Genomic DNA, 14,980 nt, shown 5'->3' with positions numbered 1-14,980 from the left:
GGCGCCGGGATGCCGGGTACCCCGCAGCCCCCTGCATCGTCTGGCCGTGCAGCGCGGACCTACTGAGTCTTTGTCTTCGGCGCGGCGTTGATGTCGGCCAGAAGGTCGTTGGTGTAGAGACCTGCCGGGTCCACCGGCTTCTCCATCTGGCCGGTGGCGACCATGTAGTCGACCACGGCGGTCCAGGCCTTCGGATCGTAATAGCCCCAGGGATGGCCCTCGGCCTTGGGCGAATACTCGAGGAAGACCTCGAGGATGCGCAGCTGGTCCTTGACCGCCTGTTCCTCGCTGACGCCGGAGGGCAGGGCCTCGGGGAAGCGCTTGTAATAGGCCTTCACGCAGGCCTCCGCCTGGGTCCGGCAGAACATCTGCCCGCGGTTGAACGCGCGGGCGAGGCCCACCGCTTCGGCCCGGTTCTTCTCCAGATAGTCGGCGCTCGCCATGAGGCTCCAGCCGAAGATCGGGGCGACCTGGTCGGAGATGAGGTAGCGGAACTTGGCGCCGCGGTTCTCGAAGCCAGCGTAGTTGAGCACGTTGGTGGAGAGGGCTGCGATCTGCCCGGTTTCCAGCGCCTTGAGGGCGGCCGGGCCGGCGCCGACGTCCACCAGCTTGAAGTCGCGGTCGAGCTTGAGGCCGACGGAATCGAGGATCGCCTGCGTGGTGTAGAACTGCACCGCGGTGAGCGAGTGCAGGCCGATGGTCTTGCCCTTGAGATCGGCCAGCGACTTGATCGGGCCGTCGGCCGTCACCGCCAGCGGGAACGGGCTCTTCGAGGTGAAGGCGAAGAAGAACTTCAGCGCCGCGCCCTTCTGGAACGCCACGACCGCATTTTCCGGCGGCGGCATGCCGTATTGCGCGCTGCCATTGAGGATCTGCTGGATCACCACGGATGCGCCCTTGGCGGTGCGGATATCCACCTTGAGCCCTTCCTCGGCGAGATAGCCCATCTCCTCCGCCACCGCCCACGGAGCGTTGCGGATGTCGATCTGGGGCACCGGCTGGAGCAGGATCACGGTCTTGAGCTGCCCCTGGGCCAGCGCCGCGGGCGCAAAGGCCGCGGGGAGAAGGGCGGCGGCGGCGAGAATGGCGCTAAAGGCGGCTATCCGCTTCATCGTTGGTCTCCGTGGGAAGAAGGTGAGGGTTCGCGCGACGCGGGTCCGCGCAGCGCGAGGGGTTGCTCGGACAGAAGCGCCTCCATGACGACGGTGCGCACCTCCGCGCCGTTGAGGCCGTGGAGGGCCACGAGGTCGGCCACGTCGGCGACGATGGCGTCCACGTCCTGAAGCATCTTGAGGCGCTTGAAATGGTCCTCATGGGAAATGCCCATGCTCTCGCCCACCAGCTCCAGAAAGTTCACCACCTCGAACGGCCAGTCGCGCTGGTGGCTGCAGATCTCGCGGTGGCAGGCGTGATACACGCCGGCGAGGGTGGTGACGCCGGCGGCCGCCGCCGCCTCCAGCAGGGCCTGATGGATGTCCGCCTTGTACTGCGGCAGGGGCTGCAGCGTGTTGCACATCCAGCCCACCTTCGGCTGGGCGAGGTCGACGAATTCGAGCCCCGGCACCGCCCGCAGAATGCGCTCGGCCGCCGCACCGACGCCCGCGATTCCGGGGTGCTCGTGCAGGCCCACGCGCTTTTGGACGGGATGCACCAAGTGCAGGCGAAGCCGGTCCATATGGCGGTCGAGAAAGGCGACGAAGGCCTCCATCTCGTAGCGCGTGCCGTCCACCTCCTGGTTCCAGCGCCCCGGCAGCAGGTTTTCCGACATCTGCACCTGGCAGGTGGGGCACCAGGAGAGCACGCGGGAGGCCTTGAAGCGGCCGAAGCGCGCGGCGGTTCGGTCGGCGATCCGCTCCGAGCCCTCAAGGTCGCCGGTGCGGAACTGGAGCACGCCGCAGCAGTCGCCGGGGCCGCCCATGACCTTGTAGTCGACGCCCATGCGCTCGAGGATGTCGAAGCACAGGAGGCCGATGTGGGGCGTCTTCAGGAGATTGCAGCCGGTGTAGAACACCACCTCCGGCGCCGGCCCCTCTGCCTCGTCGCGGGAGAAGCGGGCGAGTTCCTGCGGCCCCATCTGGATGCGCGAAAGCACCTGCACACCCCGGCTCATGGCACGGAAGGCCGCATGGCCGCGCGCCCGGCGGGTTTCGTCGTCGGCGCGGCGGGCGAGGGCGAGCTTCGCCAGCGACAGCATGAAGCGCGGATTGATCCCCTCGGGGCAGGCCGGAATGCAGGTTCCGCTGCCGGAGCAGGTGGCCGCCCAGCGCTCCGCGGCCGGCGTCGTCGCGCCGCCGGAGAGCAGGCCGAGCACCCCGCCCACCGTCGCCCCGGCCGGCGCGTCGGCAATGCCGGCCGGGCCGGTCATGGGGCAGATGTCGAAGCAGGCGCCGCAGCGCGTGCAGCGGTCCAGCAGATCGTTGGTGCGGTCCTGGAGGGCGGTGGCGAAGCCGGGCACGCTCACAGCGTGTCCTCCCGCCGCGACACCCAGGAGGTGGCGCGCCGCTCGATGACGCGCACCAGCGTGTTGGCCGTCATGCCGATGATGGCGAGCATGACGAGGATGACCAGCATGCCGGCGGTGTCGAGATTGGTCTGGGCCTGCAGCAGCAGCACGCCGAGCCCGCGCTGGGCGCCCACGAACTCCGCCACGATGGCGCCGGTGAGCGCGAGGATCACCGCCACGTTGAGCCCGGCGAAGATGGCCGGCGTCGCCGAGGGCAGACGCACGAAGCGGAAGGTCTGCCAGCGGCTCGCCCGCAGGATGCGCATGAGGTCCATGCGCTGGGCATCCACGATGGCGAGGCCGCTCAGGGTGTTGATGAGCACCGGGAAGAAGGTGATGAGCGCCACCAGCACCACCTTCGATTCCACATCGAAGCCGAGCCACAGGATGACGAGGGGGGCCACCGCCACCTTCGGCAGCGACTGGATGGCCACCAGATAGGGAAAGAACAACCGCCCCACGCGCTCGAACTCACTGACGACGACCCCTAGCAGGAAGCCGAGGCTGGCGCCGATCAGGAGGCCGAACCCCATCTCGAACACCGTGACTCCAAGGTGCTGCCAGTAGAGCCCGCGCGTCACGCCCCGGACGAAGGCGGCATAGACCTCCGACGGTGCCGCGAACATCAGCGGCGAAACGTTGAACAGCCGGACCAGCCCCTCCCAGGCGGCGAGGATGGCGACAAAGATGAGGATGCGCAGAAAAGTGTCGGTACGCCGCGTGCGGGCGCGGCGGGCGGCGCCGGTGGAGCGGGACGCGGCGGCGGTCGTGGCGTGGCCGGCGGGGCTCTTGGCGGCGAGGGGGGCGGTTGCGTCGGTCATCGCGGCCTCACTCGATCCCGGTCTCGGAGCGGAAGTGCCGCCGCACGCGGTGGCAGATGGCGGCGAACTCCGGCTCCAGCAGGGTCGCCTCGGTGCGCGGGCGGGGCAGGGGAACGGCGATCTCCTCGGCGATGCGGCCAGGGCGCGGGGTCATCACCACCACCCGGTCGGCGAGGAACACCGCCTCGGCGATGGAATGGGTGATGAGCAGCACCGCGATGCCGCTTTCCTCGGCGATCCGGGCGAGCTCCAGATTCATGTGCTCCCGGGTGAGTGCGTCGAGCGCGCCGAAGGGCTCGTCCATCAGCAGCAGGCGAGGCTTGGTCATCAGCGCGCGGACGATGGCGGCGCGCTGGCGCATGCCACCGGAGAGCGTGGCGGGGGCGGCGTCATGGAAGCCGGCGAGGCCGACGCGGTCGAGCCGCAATCCCGCCTCGCGACGGGCTGCGGCCATGTCGCCGCCGGCGATGCGCACCGGAAGGGTGACGTTCTCGATGACGCTCATCCACGGCAGCATCACCGCGTCCTGGAAGATCATGCCGATCTCGGCCAGCGGCTGCGACACGGTCCGCCCCCCGAAGGCGGCGCGGCCCTCGCTCGGGGCAAGCAGGCCGGTGGCGATGCGCAGCAGGGTGCTCTTGCCGCAGCCCGACGAGCCGACGATGGACACGAACTCGCTGGGCCCGATGCCGAGGCTGACGCCGTCGAGCACGCGCAGCAGGCCGCCCGCGGTATCGAAGGCGTGGCCCACCTCCTCGAACCGCATCAGCGGCGGCGGCGCGAGGGATTGGGTGATTTCGGCGGCGGCTGCTGGCATCTCGGCTTCCTGCTGGCTGCCGGAAGCACCGCAAGTCGTGTGCCAGCCGTGCTGGGGGCATAAATGCTGGCTTTTTGCGAAACCGGCGCCATGCTGCGCCCATGTGCGGAGCGGTTTGCCCTCCCTTAGGGGCAGATGAGGCGTTTTCCCGAGAATCCGCCGCACTGCCCAGCGGGGCGACGCCACCCGGTCAAATCACAGGCAGAACTTGAATTTGCGCCCACCCCTCGCGATAGTGCCGGCCATGTCCCGCGAACCTGAACCGACCTCCATCGGCGACCGCGTGCTTTCGGGTCTGCGCGCGGACATTCTCTCGCTCGACCTTGCTCCGGGACTGAAACTTTCGGCCGAGATGCTGGTACAGCGCTATGGCGCCGGCCAGAGCCCCATCCGCGAGGCGCTGTCGCTGCTTGCCGGGGAAGGGCTCGTGGTGCGCGAGAGCCGGCGCGGCTTCCGTGTCGCGCCCATGTCGCTGGCGGATCTCGATGAACTGGTGGCGTCCCGCCTGCTGCTGGAGCCGGCGCTGCTGGAGCGCGCGGTGGCGGCGGGGGATGCAGACTGGGAAGCCGAGGTGCACGGCGCCCTCGACGCCTTGCGCCCGAGTCTCCAGAAGGTGGGCGATGCCCGCCCCCTCGACCGGGAATGGGAGGCGCGGCACCGGCGCTTCCATTTCGCTCTGGTGGCGGCGGGCGGGGCGGGCGTGCTGGGCGACTTCTGCCGCATGCTCTACGACCGCTACGACCGCTACCGCCTGCTCGGGATTCCGCGCCGGGCCTATCTCGCCGGTGTGGCGGACGATCACGCCGAGCTGGTGGCGGCGGCGGTGGCGCGCGATGCCCCGCGAGCGGTGGAAATCCTGCGCCGCCACATCGCCGACACCTCCGCCATGCTGCGCGCCAACATCGTGGAGCAGGGCCTCGTGGACCCTGCCCCGGCCGACCGGACGCCGATTGGCATCCCGATTGCCTGAGGGGGGAGGCGGCAGGGCTGTCCGGCCCAACCGCGTTTCCCGGACCGAGAGGCAGCATGCAAGAGCGGCAGTTTTTGATGGTGGCCGGCGCGCCCACCCCGGTGGCGCCGTTTTCCCATCTGGTGGAGATCGACGACTGGGTGTTCGTGACCGGGCAGATGCCCACCTGGCCTGACGACGACGGCCGCGCCCTGCCCGATGGCATCGCGGCGCAGACGGCGCGGGTGATGGACAATCTCGTCATCGTCCTCGCCGGCGTCGGGCTGGACCTGTCCCACGTGGTGCAGGCGCGGGTCTACATCACCCGCTTCCAGGAGGATTACGAGGCGATGAACGCCGTCTATTCCTCTTATTTTCCGGCTGACCGGCGCCCCGCCCGCACCTGCATCGGCGTGACCGGCCTCGCCCGCGACGCGCTGGTGGAGATCGACCTTATCGCCAAGCGCTGAACCCTTGGGGCGAGGCTCTCAGGCGGGCTTCGCCAGACCTGCGCGGATGTCGGCGTGGGCGGTTCCGATCATGGAATCGCGGGTAACGAAGCGGGCGAGGTCGGCCTCGTCCGCGCCGTCCGTGCCCTCGGGGCGGCGGGGCAGGACGAGGTAGCGCATGTCGGCATTGCTGTCGTGGACGCGCACCCGCACGCTGTCAGGCAGATCGACGCCGAATTCCTTCAGCACCGCCCGCGGCTCGCGCACGGCACGGGCGCGATAGGCCTTGGAGATGTACCACCACGGCGGCTGGCCCAGCAGCGAGCGCGGATAGCACGAGCACAGGGTGCAGACGATGAGGTTGTGGAGATCGGCCGTATTCTCCACCGCCACGAGGCGCGCCTCCTTGATGGTGAAGCCGAGTTCCGCCGCCGCCGCGCTGCCGTCGGCGAGAAGGCGCGCCTTGAAGGCCGGATCCACCCACGCCCGCGCCACCAGCCGAGCCCCCCATTCCGGCCGGGGGGCCTCCAGCGCGGCGATCACACGGTCGGTGTCCTCCGGGGCGAGAAGGCCCTGCTCCAGAAGGATCTGGTGCAGCGCGCGGGTCATGAGGGCGTAGTAATCGGCGCCGTCATACCCCTCGCGCACGGGCACGCGGTCAAGCGCGGCGGGATCCGGAAGGGTGGGCTCGCGCATCTCGTCAGTCCTTCGCCGATGGGTCGGCCGCCGGCGCCAGCCAGTGGTCGTAAACCTCGATTTCCAGCGTATCCTCGGCGGCACCGGCATAGTCGGGCCAGAGGTCGCGCTGGTCGAGGCGGACGCGATAGAGGTCGATGGCGGGCAGGCCCGGCCGTGCCACCGCCAGTTCCTCGGGATTGGGATATGCGCCGCAATGGCGCTCCACCACGCCGGTCTTGTGGCGCACGTACCAGGGGATGCGCACATGCCCCGGCTTGCCGAGGTCGAGGATCTGAACCCGGTCGCCCGGCGCGAAGCGGCTCACCGCGCGCCGTCCGGTCCGTCGCCGGCCTTCGGCCCGACGGATTTCGCGACGTGGTCCACCGCGCGGCACTCCGTGGCGGCGATGGCGTCCATGCGCGCCAGCACGGCGGCGCGGGGCACGATGCCCTTCTCGTCGAGCAGGACGGTGAGCGCCTCCGCCCGGCGCTCGTAGAAGCCGAGCGTGTTGTAGAGGCCTTCGCCGAAGCTCTCGAAGACGCGGCGGATCTCGTCGAGGGATACCAGGCGCCCCTTCGCCTCCAGCGCGCCGCGCAGCGCCTCGGAGAGCTTCTGCCAGTCGGCGAAGGCGTATTCGTCCCGCGCCACGGGGCCGGCGGGACGGCCGCCGATGTCGTGATAGCCGCGATAGGGGCCGTCGGGCGGTGCGGGGGCGGCGGGGTCTTCGGCACTCATGGGGCGCTGGTCCTCACGGCCTTCTGGAACACGTCCAGCGCATGCGCCTTGAGACGCACGAAGCGCGGGTCCGAGATGGTCTCGGAATTGCGCGGCCGAGGCAAGGGGATCTCCATGTATTCGGCGATCCGCGAGGGGCGGCGGGTGAGCAGCAGCAGGCGGTCGGAGAGATAGACCGCCTCTTCCAGGTCGTGGCTGACGAGGAGGGTGGTGGTGCGCGTTTCTGCCAGGACCTTCTGCAGCAGGTCGCGCATCATCAGCGTCATCTCGTAATCGAGCGCCGAGAAGGGCTCGTCGAGGAACAGCACCTCCGGCTCCACCACCAGCGCGCGCATGATGGAGACGGTCTGCTGCTGGCCGCCCGACATCTCGTACGGATAGCGGTTCAGGTCGAACTTGAGGTCGAACTGGGCGACCAGCTTCTCGATGCGCTGCGCCCGCTCGGCCTTTGGCACGCCCATCATCTTCAGCGGATAATGGATGTTGTCGATGGCGCGCTGCCAGGGAAACAGCGCCTCGCGATAGTTCTGGAAGACGTAGCCGATGCGCGTCTCCGCGATGGTCTTGCCGTCGAACAGGATCTGCCCGCCATCGAACGGCAGGATGCCGGAGATCATGTTGATGAGCGTCGACTTCCCGCAGCCGTTCGGCCCGAAGATGGAGACGATGTCGCCGCGGGGGAAGTCGATGTCGAAGCCGGCATAGACCGGGTTGCCGCGGAACGTCTTGGTGAGCCCACGGATGGTGATGTGGGTGCCGGGCGCGAACCAGGTGAGGTCGGGCAGGGGAGCGTGCTCCCCCGCCGGCGCCGCGGCGGTCGGCGTCGCGCTCATGCGAGATCCGACGGCTTCAGGATGAAGGGCTTGATGTCGAAGTCCTGCTTCAGCGCGCCCTCGGAGCGGAAGACGTTCACGAACGTCTGGTAGGACGTGAGATCGGTCTCGTTCAGCTCGGTCCAGGGCCGCAGATAGGGCTGCGCGACGATCTCCACCTGGTCGGGCTTCACCGCGGTGTAGGCGGGCAGGATGGTGCGCAGGGAGGTGTAGTTCTTCTCGGCCATGATGGTGGCCTCGTCGAGCGCTTCCACGAAGGCCTTGGCCACCTTGGGCCGCTCCTTGATGAACTTCGTGGTGAGCAGCGACACGCCCGAGTAGAAGGGATCGTAGACCGCCAGCGACATGGGATTGGTGATGGCGCGCTTGGCCTCGCCCAAGGCGACGGCGATGGAGCCCACCGGCTCCAGGGACAAGGTGGCGTCCACCGTGCCGGCGATCACCGCCTGAACCTGGAGGCCCACCGCGAGCTCCACCAGCCGCACGTCCTTGTCCGGGTCGAGGCCGGCCTTGCGCACCATGTAGCGCGACAGGGTGCGCCACTGGATGCCGGGCAGATGGCCCAGCGACTTGCCCTTCAGATCGGCGAAGGTGGCGATCGGGGAATTGTTGGCGACGATCAGGGCGTCATTGATGCGGTTCACCTTGATGCCGCCGCCCTGGAGGCCGAACACCTTGAAGGTGCCGGGAAACTGCGTTTCGGCAATCACCGCGATGCCGGCCGCAGCGCCCGGCGCGCCGGCGTCGGCGCGGCCGGAGACGAGGGAATCGATGATCTGGTTGGGCGCCTGGAAGCGGACGGATTCGATCTCGATGCCGCGCTTCTCGAACAGCTTCTGCTCCAGCGCCACGTAATAGGCGAAGCTCTGCATGATGGGCAGCCAGGAGACCACCACCTTCTCCTTCGGCTGGGCGCGCAGCGGCCGGGGCAAGGTGGCGGAGGCGGCGAGCGTCGCGGCGCCGGCGCCCAGGATGAAAGTGCGGCGGGAGGTCATGGTCGGGTCCTTCACACGGGGAGCGGGGGGAGATCAGCGGCCGGCCCAGTGGACCAGGAGCTTCTCGGCGGCGAGGAAAAGCAGGTTGAGGCCGTAGCCGAGGACGCCAGACACCAGGATGGTGCCGTAGAGCTGCGGCAGGTCGAAGGTGATCTGGCTGTCGATGATGCGCTTGCCGAGGCCGTTGTCGGAGCCGATGAACATCTCGGCCACCACGATCACCACCAGCGCCATCGAAATACCGGTGCGCAGCCCGACGAAAGTCTGTGGCAGGCTCTCGTAGAACATCACGTCCTTGAACACGCGCAGGCGCGAGGCGCCCATGACGCGGGCGGCGAGCACGCGGGTGGGCCGCGAGTGCATCACCCCGTGGGCCACGTTGAACAGGATCACCAGAAAGGCCGCGAAGGCCGCGACCGAGACCTTGGAGAAGTCGCCGAGGCCGAAGATGATCATGAACAGCGGGAACATGGCCGTCGCCGGTGTCGAGCGGAAGAAATCGATGAGAAACTCCACCGACCGGTAGAGCTTCTCGCTGGCGCCGATGACGATGCCCAGCGGCACGCCGAGGACCGCCGCGATGCCGAAAGCGTGCAGAGTGCGCTTCAGGGTGAAGCCGAAGTCCTGGCCAAGGCCCTCGCCGAGATTCTCCCACACCGATTGCAGCGTGCGCACGGGGGAGGGCAGGAGCTTCGGCGTCACCAGCCCCATCACGAACACCGCGTACCAGATGAGGAACAGGGCCAAAGGACCAATGGCCATGAAGGCCCAGCGGCGCCATCCCGAAATGTCTGCGTGCATAAATCTGCCTATTTAATGCGCATTAATGTGCGTTTGCATACGCGTGGTATCGGCCTCAATCATCGCTCGCCGGCGGTGCTCCGAAAGTCTGCCGCGCGCGACGCTGTGTTGGATGTACGCAAGGCGGGTGCCAAAAACCCCGGGAGGGGCATCAAAGTACGGCGCGATTAGTACGCCATCTGCGTGGGTTGAACCGTGCCAAGGGATGCCAGAGAATTTGGAAATCCCCGAGGCCGAAACCATTCCGTGTACAGGCCTCCCCTCTCGATCACTACGATTAGGCTAGAATTGAATATTTTTTATGCAAATGCACTACGAGTGTATGCATTCCGGCGTTTTGTCGGTGAGCCTTTCGCTGTGGATTTCCTGGCCTTCCACGCGCAACAAGCTGAAATATCGTGCTTTTCGTTGAACCCCGAGGATCGGCCCGCATCTTGCCCCGGGCGTGGGGCGCCACGGTTGCGCGCGCCGTCAGTCCGGAGGAAACACGTGCCTTTCATCGACGCCGACCCCTACGCCTGGCCCTTCGACGGCGTGATCTCGCCGAAGGACACCGCCCTCGTCGTCATCGACATGCAGACCGATTTCTGCGGGCCTGGGGGCTATGTGGATGCGATGGGGTACGACATCTCCCTCACCCGTGCGCCGCTGGAGCCCATCTCCCGCGTGCTCGCGGCCATGCGCGCCGCCGGCTACTGGATCATCCACACCCGCGAGGGCCATCGGCCGGATCTGTCCGACCTGCCGGAGAACAAGCGCTGGCGCTCGCGCCAGATCGGCGCCGGCATCGGCGATCCCGGCCCTTGCGGCAAGGTGCTGGTGCGCGGCGAGCCGGGGTGGGAGATCGTGCCGGAGCTGGCGCCGCTGCCGGGCGAGATCGTCATCGACAAGCCGGGCAAGGGCTCCTTCTGCGCCACCGACCTGGAGATGATCCTGCGCACGCGCGGCATCCGCAATCTCATCCTCACCGGGATCACCACGGACGTGTGCGTGCACACCACCATGCGCGAGGCCAACGACCGCGGGTTCGAGTGCCTGCTGCTGGAGGATTGCTGCGGCGCCACCGATGCCGGCAACCATGCCGCTGCGATCAAGATGGTGAAGATGCAGGGCGGCGTCTTCGGCGCCGTCGCCGGGTCCGGCGATCTCATCAGCCGGCTGCCGGCCTGACGCCGCGGGTTTCCGGCGCCTCTACCCGCGGCTCCGTACCTGTGCAAGCATGAGCGCGGCCATCACGGCCGGAGGCTTTGCGGCATGGGCGATCGCAAGACGGGTTCCGGCGCCGACATTCAGGACCCCGGGCGCCGCGCCGTCATCGGCGGCGGGGCCGCCCTCATCGGTGCGCAGCTTCTTCCCGCCGCAGCGGCGGCGCAGGGCCCTGCGGTGGGCGCGGGCCCCCGCGCCCACGAGCCGCCCGCCGGCGGCTACAACATCCTCTTCATTCTCGTGGACCAGGAGCACTTCTTCGAGCGCTGGCCCTTCCCGGTGCCGGGGCGCGAATGGATCCGCAAGAACGGCACCAGCTTCCTGAACCACCAGGCGGCGTCCTGCGTCTGCTCGCCCGCGCGCTCCACCCTCTATACCGGCCAGCATATCCAGCACACGAAGATCTTCGACAACGCCAACTCGCCGTGGCAGGCGGACATGTCGACCGAGGTGAAGACCATCGGCCATCGTCTCGCGGACCTCGGCTACCACGCGGCCTACCAGGGCAAATGGCACCTGAGCGTCAATCTCGACACGGTCGACGATGCCGTGGACGCCCCCATGGGGCAGTATCGCAAGATCATCGAAACCTACGGCTTCAAGGACTTCTTCGGCTTCGGCGACGTCACCGACACCACGCTGGGCGGCTACAATTACGACGAGGCCACCACCGCCTTCGCGTCGCGGTGGCTGCGCACAAGGGGGCTGGAGCTCGGGGAGGCGGGCACGCCCTGGTATCTTGCGGTCAATTTCGTCAATCCGCACGATGTCATGTATATCAATTCGGACCGGCCGGGAGAGACGGTACAGGGCACGTATTCGGCGATGAAGATCGCCCGCCCGCCCAAAGACGAGATCTACCGCGCCACCTGGGACGACGTGCCTCTGCCGCCGACGCGCAGCCAGCCCTTCGACAGTCCGGGCCGTCCGGCGGCGCAGCAGATCTACCAGGCGGTGCAGGATGTGCTGGTGGGGCAGTGGCCGGACGAGGACCGCCGCTGGCGGGTCCTGCGCGACTATTACTTCAACTGCATCCGCGATTGCGACCGGCAGGTGGTCGCTGTGCTCGACGCGCTGCGCGAGAGCGGGCAGGCCGAGCGCACCATCATCGTCTTCACCGCCGACCACGGCGAGCTGGGAGGCGCCCACCAGATGCGCGGCAAGGGCAACAGCACATACCGGGAGCAGAACCATTTGCCCCTCATGGTGGTGCATCCCGCCCTTCCCGGCGGCGGCGCGTGCCGGGCGGTGACATCGCAGGTCGATCTCGCTCCGACCCTCCTGGCGCTCACGGGAGCGGCGCCCGAGGCGGTGAAGGCGTCAGCCGCCGGGCTTCCGGGCCGGGATTTCTCGATTTTGCTGCGCGCCCCGCAGTCCGCCGGCTTCGATGCGCTGCGCCCCGCCGCCCTGTTCAACTACAACATGCTGCTGTTCCAGGACGCCAAGTGGATCGCGCGGGCGGAGAAGGTGATCCACGACGACAGCATCCCCAGGCCGCAGAAGGGGGCGTGGATGCTGCAATACGAGCCGGACTTCCACCAGCGCTGCGCCATCCGCAGCGTGTTCGACGGGCGCTACCGCTTCAGCCGCTATTTCGCGCCGCTCGGCTTCAACACCCCGACCACCTATGAGGCGCTGGCCGCCAACAACGATCTGGAACTCTACGATCTCCATGCCGACCCGAACGAGACGCGCAACCTCGCCGCGACCGGCGGCGCGCGCGACCTCGTCATGGCGATGAACGACAAGATGAACGCGCGCATCGCCGAAGAGGTGGGCGTGGACGACGGCGCGTTCCTGCCGCTGCGCGACGGCAAATGGTTCTTCCCTCCGCCCAGCCAGCGCTGATCCGAGGCGGGGGACGCTGGCGGGTATGCGCCACACGCGCTGCCGCGCCGCGGAGGGAAAATCCTTTCGTTTTAGGACGTTGCACGGGCGCCCGGCGGCGCTCGCGGGTTGGCGCGCATTATGCCTTGTGGCGTGCGAACCCGGCTTTTGCGTCGGGTTTCCAACGTTGAACGCTACAAGGAGCCGATCTTGCCCACCTTGCAAGAAACCCGCACCGTCGTGACCCTCGCCCCTGCGAAGCCCGCCGGGCTGGCCGATCTGGGCGTGCCGCCGGGCGACACCCCCGAGGTCAAGAAGGGTCGCGCCCACGAGTTCATGCAGCTTCTGGCGGACGGCAAGATCGGGCGTCGCTTCCAGGACCTGCGCATCACTGCCATCAAGACGGCAGAGGGCGGGATTCCGACCGCCAAGGTGTTCATCCAGTTCGAGGTGTTCGGCGACGACACCGTGGCGCCGACCGCCGGCGTCGGGTTTGACGCGGAGCTGTTCGCCGGCGCCCAGCCGTTGGCGAGCCTCTCCTCTACCAGCCTGTTCCTGCCCTATGCCAGCTTCTGGTACCCCAACCGCTTCGTGTTCGAGGTGCCGCTGGCGGACTTCGACCAGATGGACCGGCTGGAGTTCATCGCCAAGCCCGAGGACGTGCGGCAGGTCTGAGCCCGTGCGGGTGCCGGGGCATGAAGGTGCGGGAACGAGCGAGGATCCATGAGCTATCCCCTGGTCAAGCGCGTGCCGCATCGGATGCTTGGCGACATGCTGCGCATGATGTTGAGTGAACGCGCGTATTTCGATCTGACCCTGGAAGAGGGCCGGACCCTCTCGCGCGCGTTCACCGCCGTCGCCTTCGACTGGCGGCGGACGGATGCCATCTATCTCAGCCCGGTGGGCAGCGACGTGGAATTCTCCGCAGCGGTCACCGAGCAGGGGCTCGACGTGGAGACCACCGACGGCGGTCATCATCTCGACTGGGACGACGTGACCGAACTCGCCGAGCGCCTTGCGGTGGAGTGAAGCCGGACGCGTACGGCGCGCGCTTGCGCAGCCTAGTTCGGGCAGCGCTGGAGCGGGCCGTTCCAGCCGTCCCGGTTCATCTGGTAGCGCAGCTGCCCCTTGGCGAGGCGGGCGGTGACGGTGGTCTTTTCCGCATCCACCCCATAGGTGCAGGTGCCGCGCCAGCGCACGGCGTCGCCGGCGCGCGAGACGGAGTGGAACTCGCAGAAGAAATCCTCGCCGGAAAGTCCCATGGGCTCGACCACGATGGTGGAGAGCGGCCGCCCGCACCGGCCCGGCGTCGCCCAGGTGCCGACGATGCTCTCGGCGGCCGCCGCGCCCGTGCAAGTGGCGAGCAGGGCGATGAGGCAGGCACCCGGGCGGCTCGCAGGCGGGCCGATCATTCCCGTCCCTCGGCGAGGAAGGGCATCACCGCGCTGAGCACGGCCTGCGGGGCCTCCTCGGCGACGAAGTGCCCGCACTCCACCGCCACGCCCGAAAGCTTCGGCGCCAGCGCCGCCCATGCGTCCAGCGGGCTCGCGCCCCGGCTCGGAATGCCGCCCGAGCCCCACAGAGCGAAGAGCGGGCAGGAGAGGGTGCGGCCGGCGGCGATGTCGGCCTCGTCATGGGCGAGATCGATGGTGGCGCCGGCGCGATAGTCCTCGCACATGGCGTGCAGCCGGTCGGGCGAGCCGATGGCGGCGCGGTAATAGGCCATGGCGCGCGGGTCGAAGGGGGAGAGGTCCTTCGTCGCCGTCCAGCTCGCCATGGTCCAGTCCAGGAACCAGGCGGGATTCCCGCCCACCAGCCGCTCTGGCAGGGGCTTGGGCTGGGCCAGCATGGACCAGTGGTAGACCTGCAGCGCGCGCGCCCGGTCCATGCGGTGCCACATCACATAGGTCGGCACGATATCGAGCACCACCAGCCGGTCGAGCCGGCCGGGGTGGTCGAGGCCGAGGCGGTAGGCCGCGCGGGCGCCGCGGTCGTGGCCCATGAGGGAGAAATGGGCGTAGCCCAGGTCCTCCATCACCTCCACCATGGCGGCGGCCATGGCGCGCTTGGAATAGGGCGCGTGGTCGGCCCCGCCCTCCGGCGCCGCGCTCCAGCCGTAGCCGGGCAGATCGGGAATGACGAGGGTATGGCGCTCCGCCAGCTTGGGCGCCACGCGGTGCCACATGACATGACTCTGCGGAAAGCCGTGCAGCAGCAGCAGGGGCGATCCCGTGCCGCCATGGCGCAGGAAGATGCGGCCCGCCTTCGTGTCCACATATTGGGAGGCAAAGCCGGGGAAGAGGTCGGAGAGGTCGGACATGCGCTTCTCCTGTGCGCTGGCCCGCGCAGACGGCGGGGCGGGCGCC

At 68.4% G+C, this 14,980-nt stretch carries 18 protein-coding genes; 6 read left to right on the top strand and 12 right to left on the bottom strand.

What is annotated here, in order from left to right:
* Nucleotides 1-59: 59 nt before the first annotated feature.
* From ABLE93_RS02445 to ABLE93_RS02430, 4 genes are read right to left on the bottom strand one after another with little or no spacing between them, the layout of a single operon-like run.
* Nucleotides 60-1,112 carry an ABC transporter substrate-binding protein gene (locus tag ABLE93_RS02445; protein ID WP_348837690.1) on the bottom strand — a complete coding sequence of 351 codons (1,053 nt, stop codon included), beginning with the start codon at nucleotides 1,110-1,112 and terminating at the stop codon, nucleotides 60-62.
* Nucleotides 1,109-2,461 carry a heterodisulfide reductase-related iron-sulfur binding cluster gene (locus ABLE93_RS02440; protein WP_348837688.1) on the bottom strand — a complete coding sequence of 451 codons (1,353 nt, stop codon included), beginning with the start codon at nucleotides 2,459-2,461 and terminating at the stop codon, nucleotides 1,109-1,111. The genes ABLE93_RS02445 and ABLE93_RS02440 overlap by 4 nt, the downstream gene beginning before the upstream one ends.
* Nucleotides 2,458-3,324, bottom strand: a complete 867-nt coding sequence (locus tag ABLE93_RS02435; protein ID WP_348837687.1) for an ABC transporter permease — start codon at nucleotides 3,322-3,324, stop codon at nucleotides 2,458-2,460. The genes ABLE93_RS02440 and ABLE93_RS02435 overlap by 4 nt, the downstream gene beginning before the upstream one ends.
* A 7-nt stretch (nucleotides 3,325-3,331) precedes the next feature.
* Complete coding sequence (locus tag ABLE93_RS02430; protein WP_348837686.1) at nucleotides 3,332-4,141, bottom strand: ABC transporter ATP-binding protein; 810 nt, start codon at nucleotides 4,139-4,141, stop codon at nucleotides 3,332-3,334.
* Between the two features lie 244 nt (nucleotides 4,142-4,385).
* Between ABLE93_RS02430 and ABLE93_RS02425 the strand changes: the two genes are divergently transcribed.
* A complete protein-coding gene (locus ABLE93_RS02425; protein WP_348837684.1) occupies nucleotides 4,386-5,111 on the top strand; it encodes a GntR family transcriptional regulator in 726 nt (241 codons plus the stop codon).
* 56 nt (nucleotides 5,112-5,167) lie between these two features.
* Complete coding sequence (locus ABLE93_RS02420; protein ID WP_348837683.1) at nucleotides 5,168-5,560, top strand: RidA family protein; 393 nt, start codon at nucleotides 5,168-5,170, stop codon at nucleotides 5,558-5,560.
* Nucleotides 5,561-5,578: 18 nt separating this feature from the next.
* On the opposite strand, the gene nthA is transcribed toward ABLE93_RS02420, so the two are convergent.
* The 6 genes from nthA to ABLE93_RS02390 are packed head-to-tail and all read right to left on the bottom strand — an operon-like array spanning nucleotide 5,579 to nucleotide 9,581.
* The gene (gene nthA, locus ABLE93_RS02415; protein ID WP_348837682.1) at nucleotides 5,579-6,235 is read right to left on the bottom strand and encodes a nitrile hydratase subunit alpha; all 657 of its coding nucleotides are present in this window, start codon (nucleotides 6,233-6,235) and stop codon (nucleotides 5,579-5,581) included.
* Between the two features lie 4 nt (nucleotides 6,236-6,239).
* Complete coding sequence (locus tag ABLE93_RS02410; RefSeq protein WP_348837681.1) at nucleotides 6,240-6,542, bottom strand: SH3-like domain-containing protein; 303 nt, start codon at nucleotides 6,540-6,542, stop codon at nucleotides 6,240-6,242.
* A complete protein-coding gene (locus ABLE93_RS02405) occupies nucleotides 6,539-6,952 on the bottom strand; it encodes a hypothetical protein (protein WP_348837680.1) in 414 nt (137 codons plus the stop codon). The genes ABLE93_RS02410 and ABLE93_RS02405 overlap by 4 nt, the downstream gene beginning before the upstream one ends.
* Nucleotides 6,949-7,785 carry an ABC transporter ATP-binding protein gene (locus ABLE93_RS02400; RefSeq protein WP_348837679.1) on the bottom strand — a complete coding sequence of 279 codons (837 nt, stop codon included), beginning with the start codon at nucleotides 7,783-7,785 and terminating at the stop codon, nucleotides 6,949-6,951. Before ABLE93_RS02400 ends, ABLE93_RS02405 begins: the two co-directional genes overlap by 4 nt.
* A complete protein-coding gene (locus tag ABLE93_RS02395) occupies nucleotides 7,782-8,780 on the bottom strand; it encodes an ABC transporter substrate-binding protein (RefSeq protein WP_348837678.1) in 999 nt (332 codons plus the stop codon). The genes ABLE93_RS02400 and ABLE93_RS02395 overlap by 4 nt, the downstream gene beginning before the upstream one ends.
* 33 nt (nucleotides 8,781-8,813) lie before the next feature.
* Nucleotides 8,814-9,581, bottom strand: a complete 768-nt coding sequence (locus ABLE93_RS02390; protein WP_348837676.1) for an ABC transporter permease — start codon at nucleotides 9,579-9,581, stop codon at nucleotides 8,814-8,816.
* Nucleotides 9,582-10,070: 489 nt separating this feature from the next.
* Here ABLE93_RS02390 and biuH point away from each other — a divergent pair, with 489 nt between their 5' ends.
* The 4 genes from biuH (at nucleotide 10,071) to ABLE93_RS02370 (ending at nucleotide 13,643) form a co-directional block, all read left to right on the top strand.
* A complete protein-coding gene (biuH, locus tag ABLE93_RS02385) occupies nucleotides 10,071-10,751 on the top strand; it encodes a biuret amidohydrolase (RefSeq protein WP_348837675.1) in 681 nt (226 codons plus the stop codon).
* Nucleotides 10,752-10,835: 84 nt separating this feature from the next.
* Nucleotides 10,836-12,635: a sulfatase family protein gene (locus ABLE93_RS02380; protein ID WP_348837673.1), complete on the top strand. Its 1,800-nt coding sequence runs from the start codon at nucleotides 10,836-10,838 to the stop codon at nucleotides 12,633-12,635.
* Between the two features lie 189 nt (nucleotides 12,636-12,824).
* Nucleotides 12,825-13,289 (top strand): hypothetical protein, encoded by a 465-nt coding sequence (locus tag ABLE93_RS02375; protein ID WP_348837672.1) that lies wholly within the window; start codon nucleotides 12,825-12,827, stop codon nucleotides 13,287-13,289.
* Nucleotides 13,290-13,337: 48 nt separating this feature from the next.
* Nucleotides 13,338-13,643 (top strand): hypothetical protein, encoded by a 306-nt coding sequence (locus tag ABLE93_RS02370; RefSeq protein ID WP_348837671.1) that lies wholly within the window; start codon nucleotides 13,338-13,340, stop codon nucleotides 13,641-13,643.
* 32 nt (nucleotides 13,644-13,675) lie between these two features.
* On the opposite strand, the gene ABLE93_RS02365 is transcribed toward ABLE93_RS02370, so the two are convergent.
* Complete coding sequence (locus ABLE93_RS02365; RefSeq protein ID WP_348837670.1) at nucleotides 13,676-14,026, bottom strand: hypothetical protein; 351 nt, start codon at nucleotides 14,024-14,026, stop codon at nucleotides 13,676-13,678.
* Nucleotides 14,023-14,934 carry an alpha/beta fold hydrolase gene (locus ABLE93_RS02360; protein ID WP_348837669.1) on the bottom strand — a complete coding sequence of 304 codons (912 nt, stop codon included), beginning with the start codon at nucleotides 14,932-14,934 and terminating at the stop codon, nucleotides 14,023-14,025. The genes ABLE93_RS02365 and ABLE93_RS02360 overlap by 4 nt, the downstream gene beginning before the upstream one ends.
* Between the last annotated feature and the right edge of the window lie 46 nt (nucleotides 14,935-14,980).

This window comes from Xanthobacter pollutisoli (genome assembly GCF_040044995.1).
In the GTDB taxonomy this organism is placed as follows: Bacteria; Pseudomonadota; Alphaproteobacteria; order Rhizobiales; family Xanthobacteraceae; genus Xanthobacter.
The sequence above is the reverse complement of the archived record's forward strand: the minus strand, read 5'-3'. Positions and strand labels throughout refer to the sequence as shown.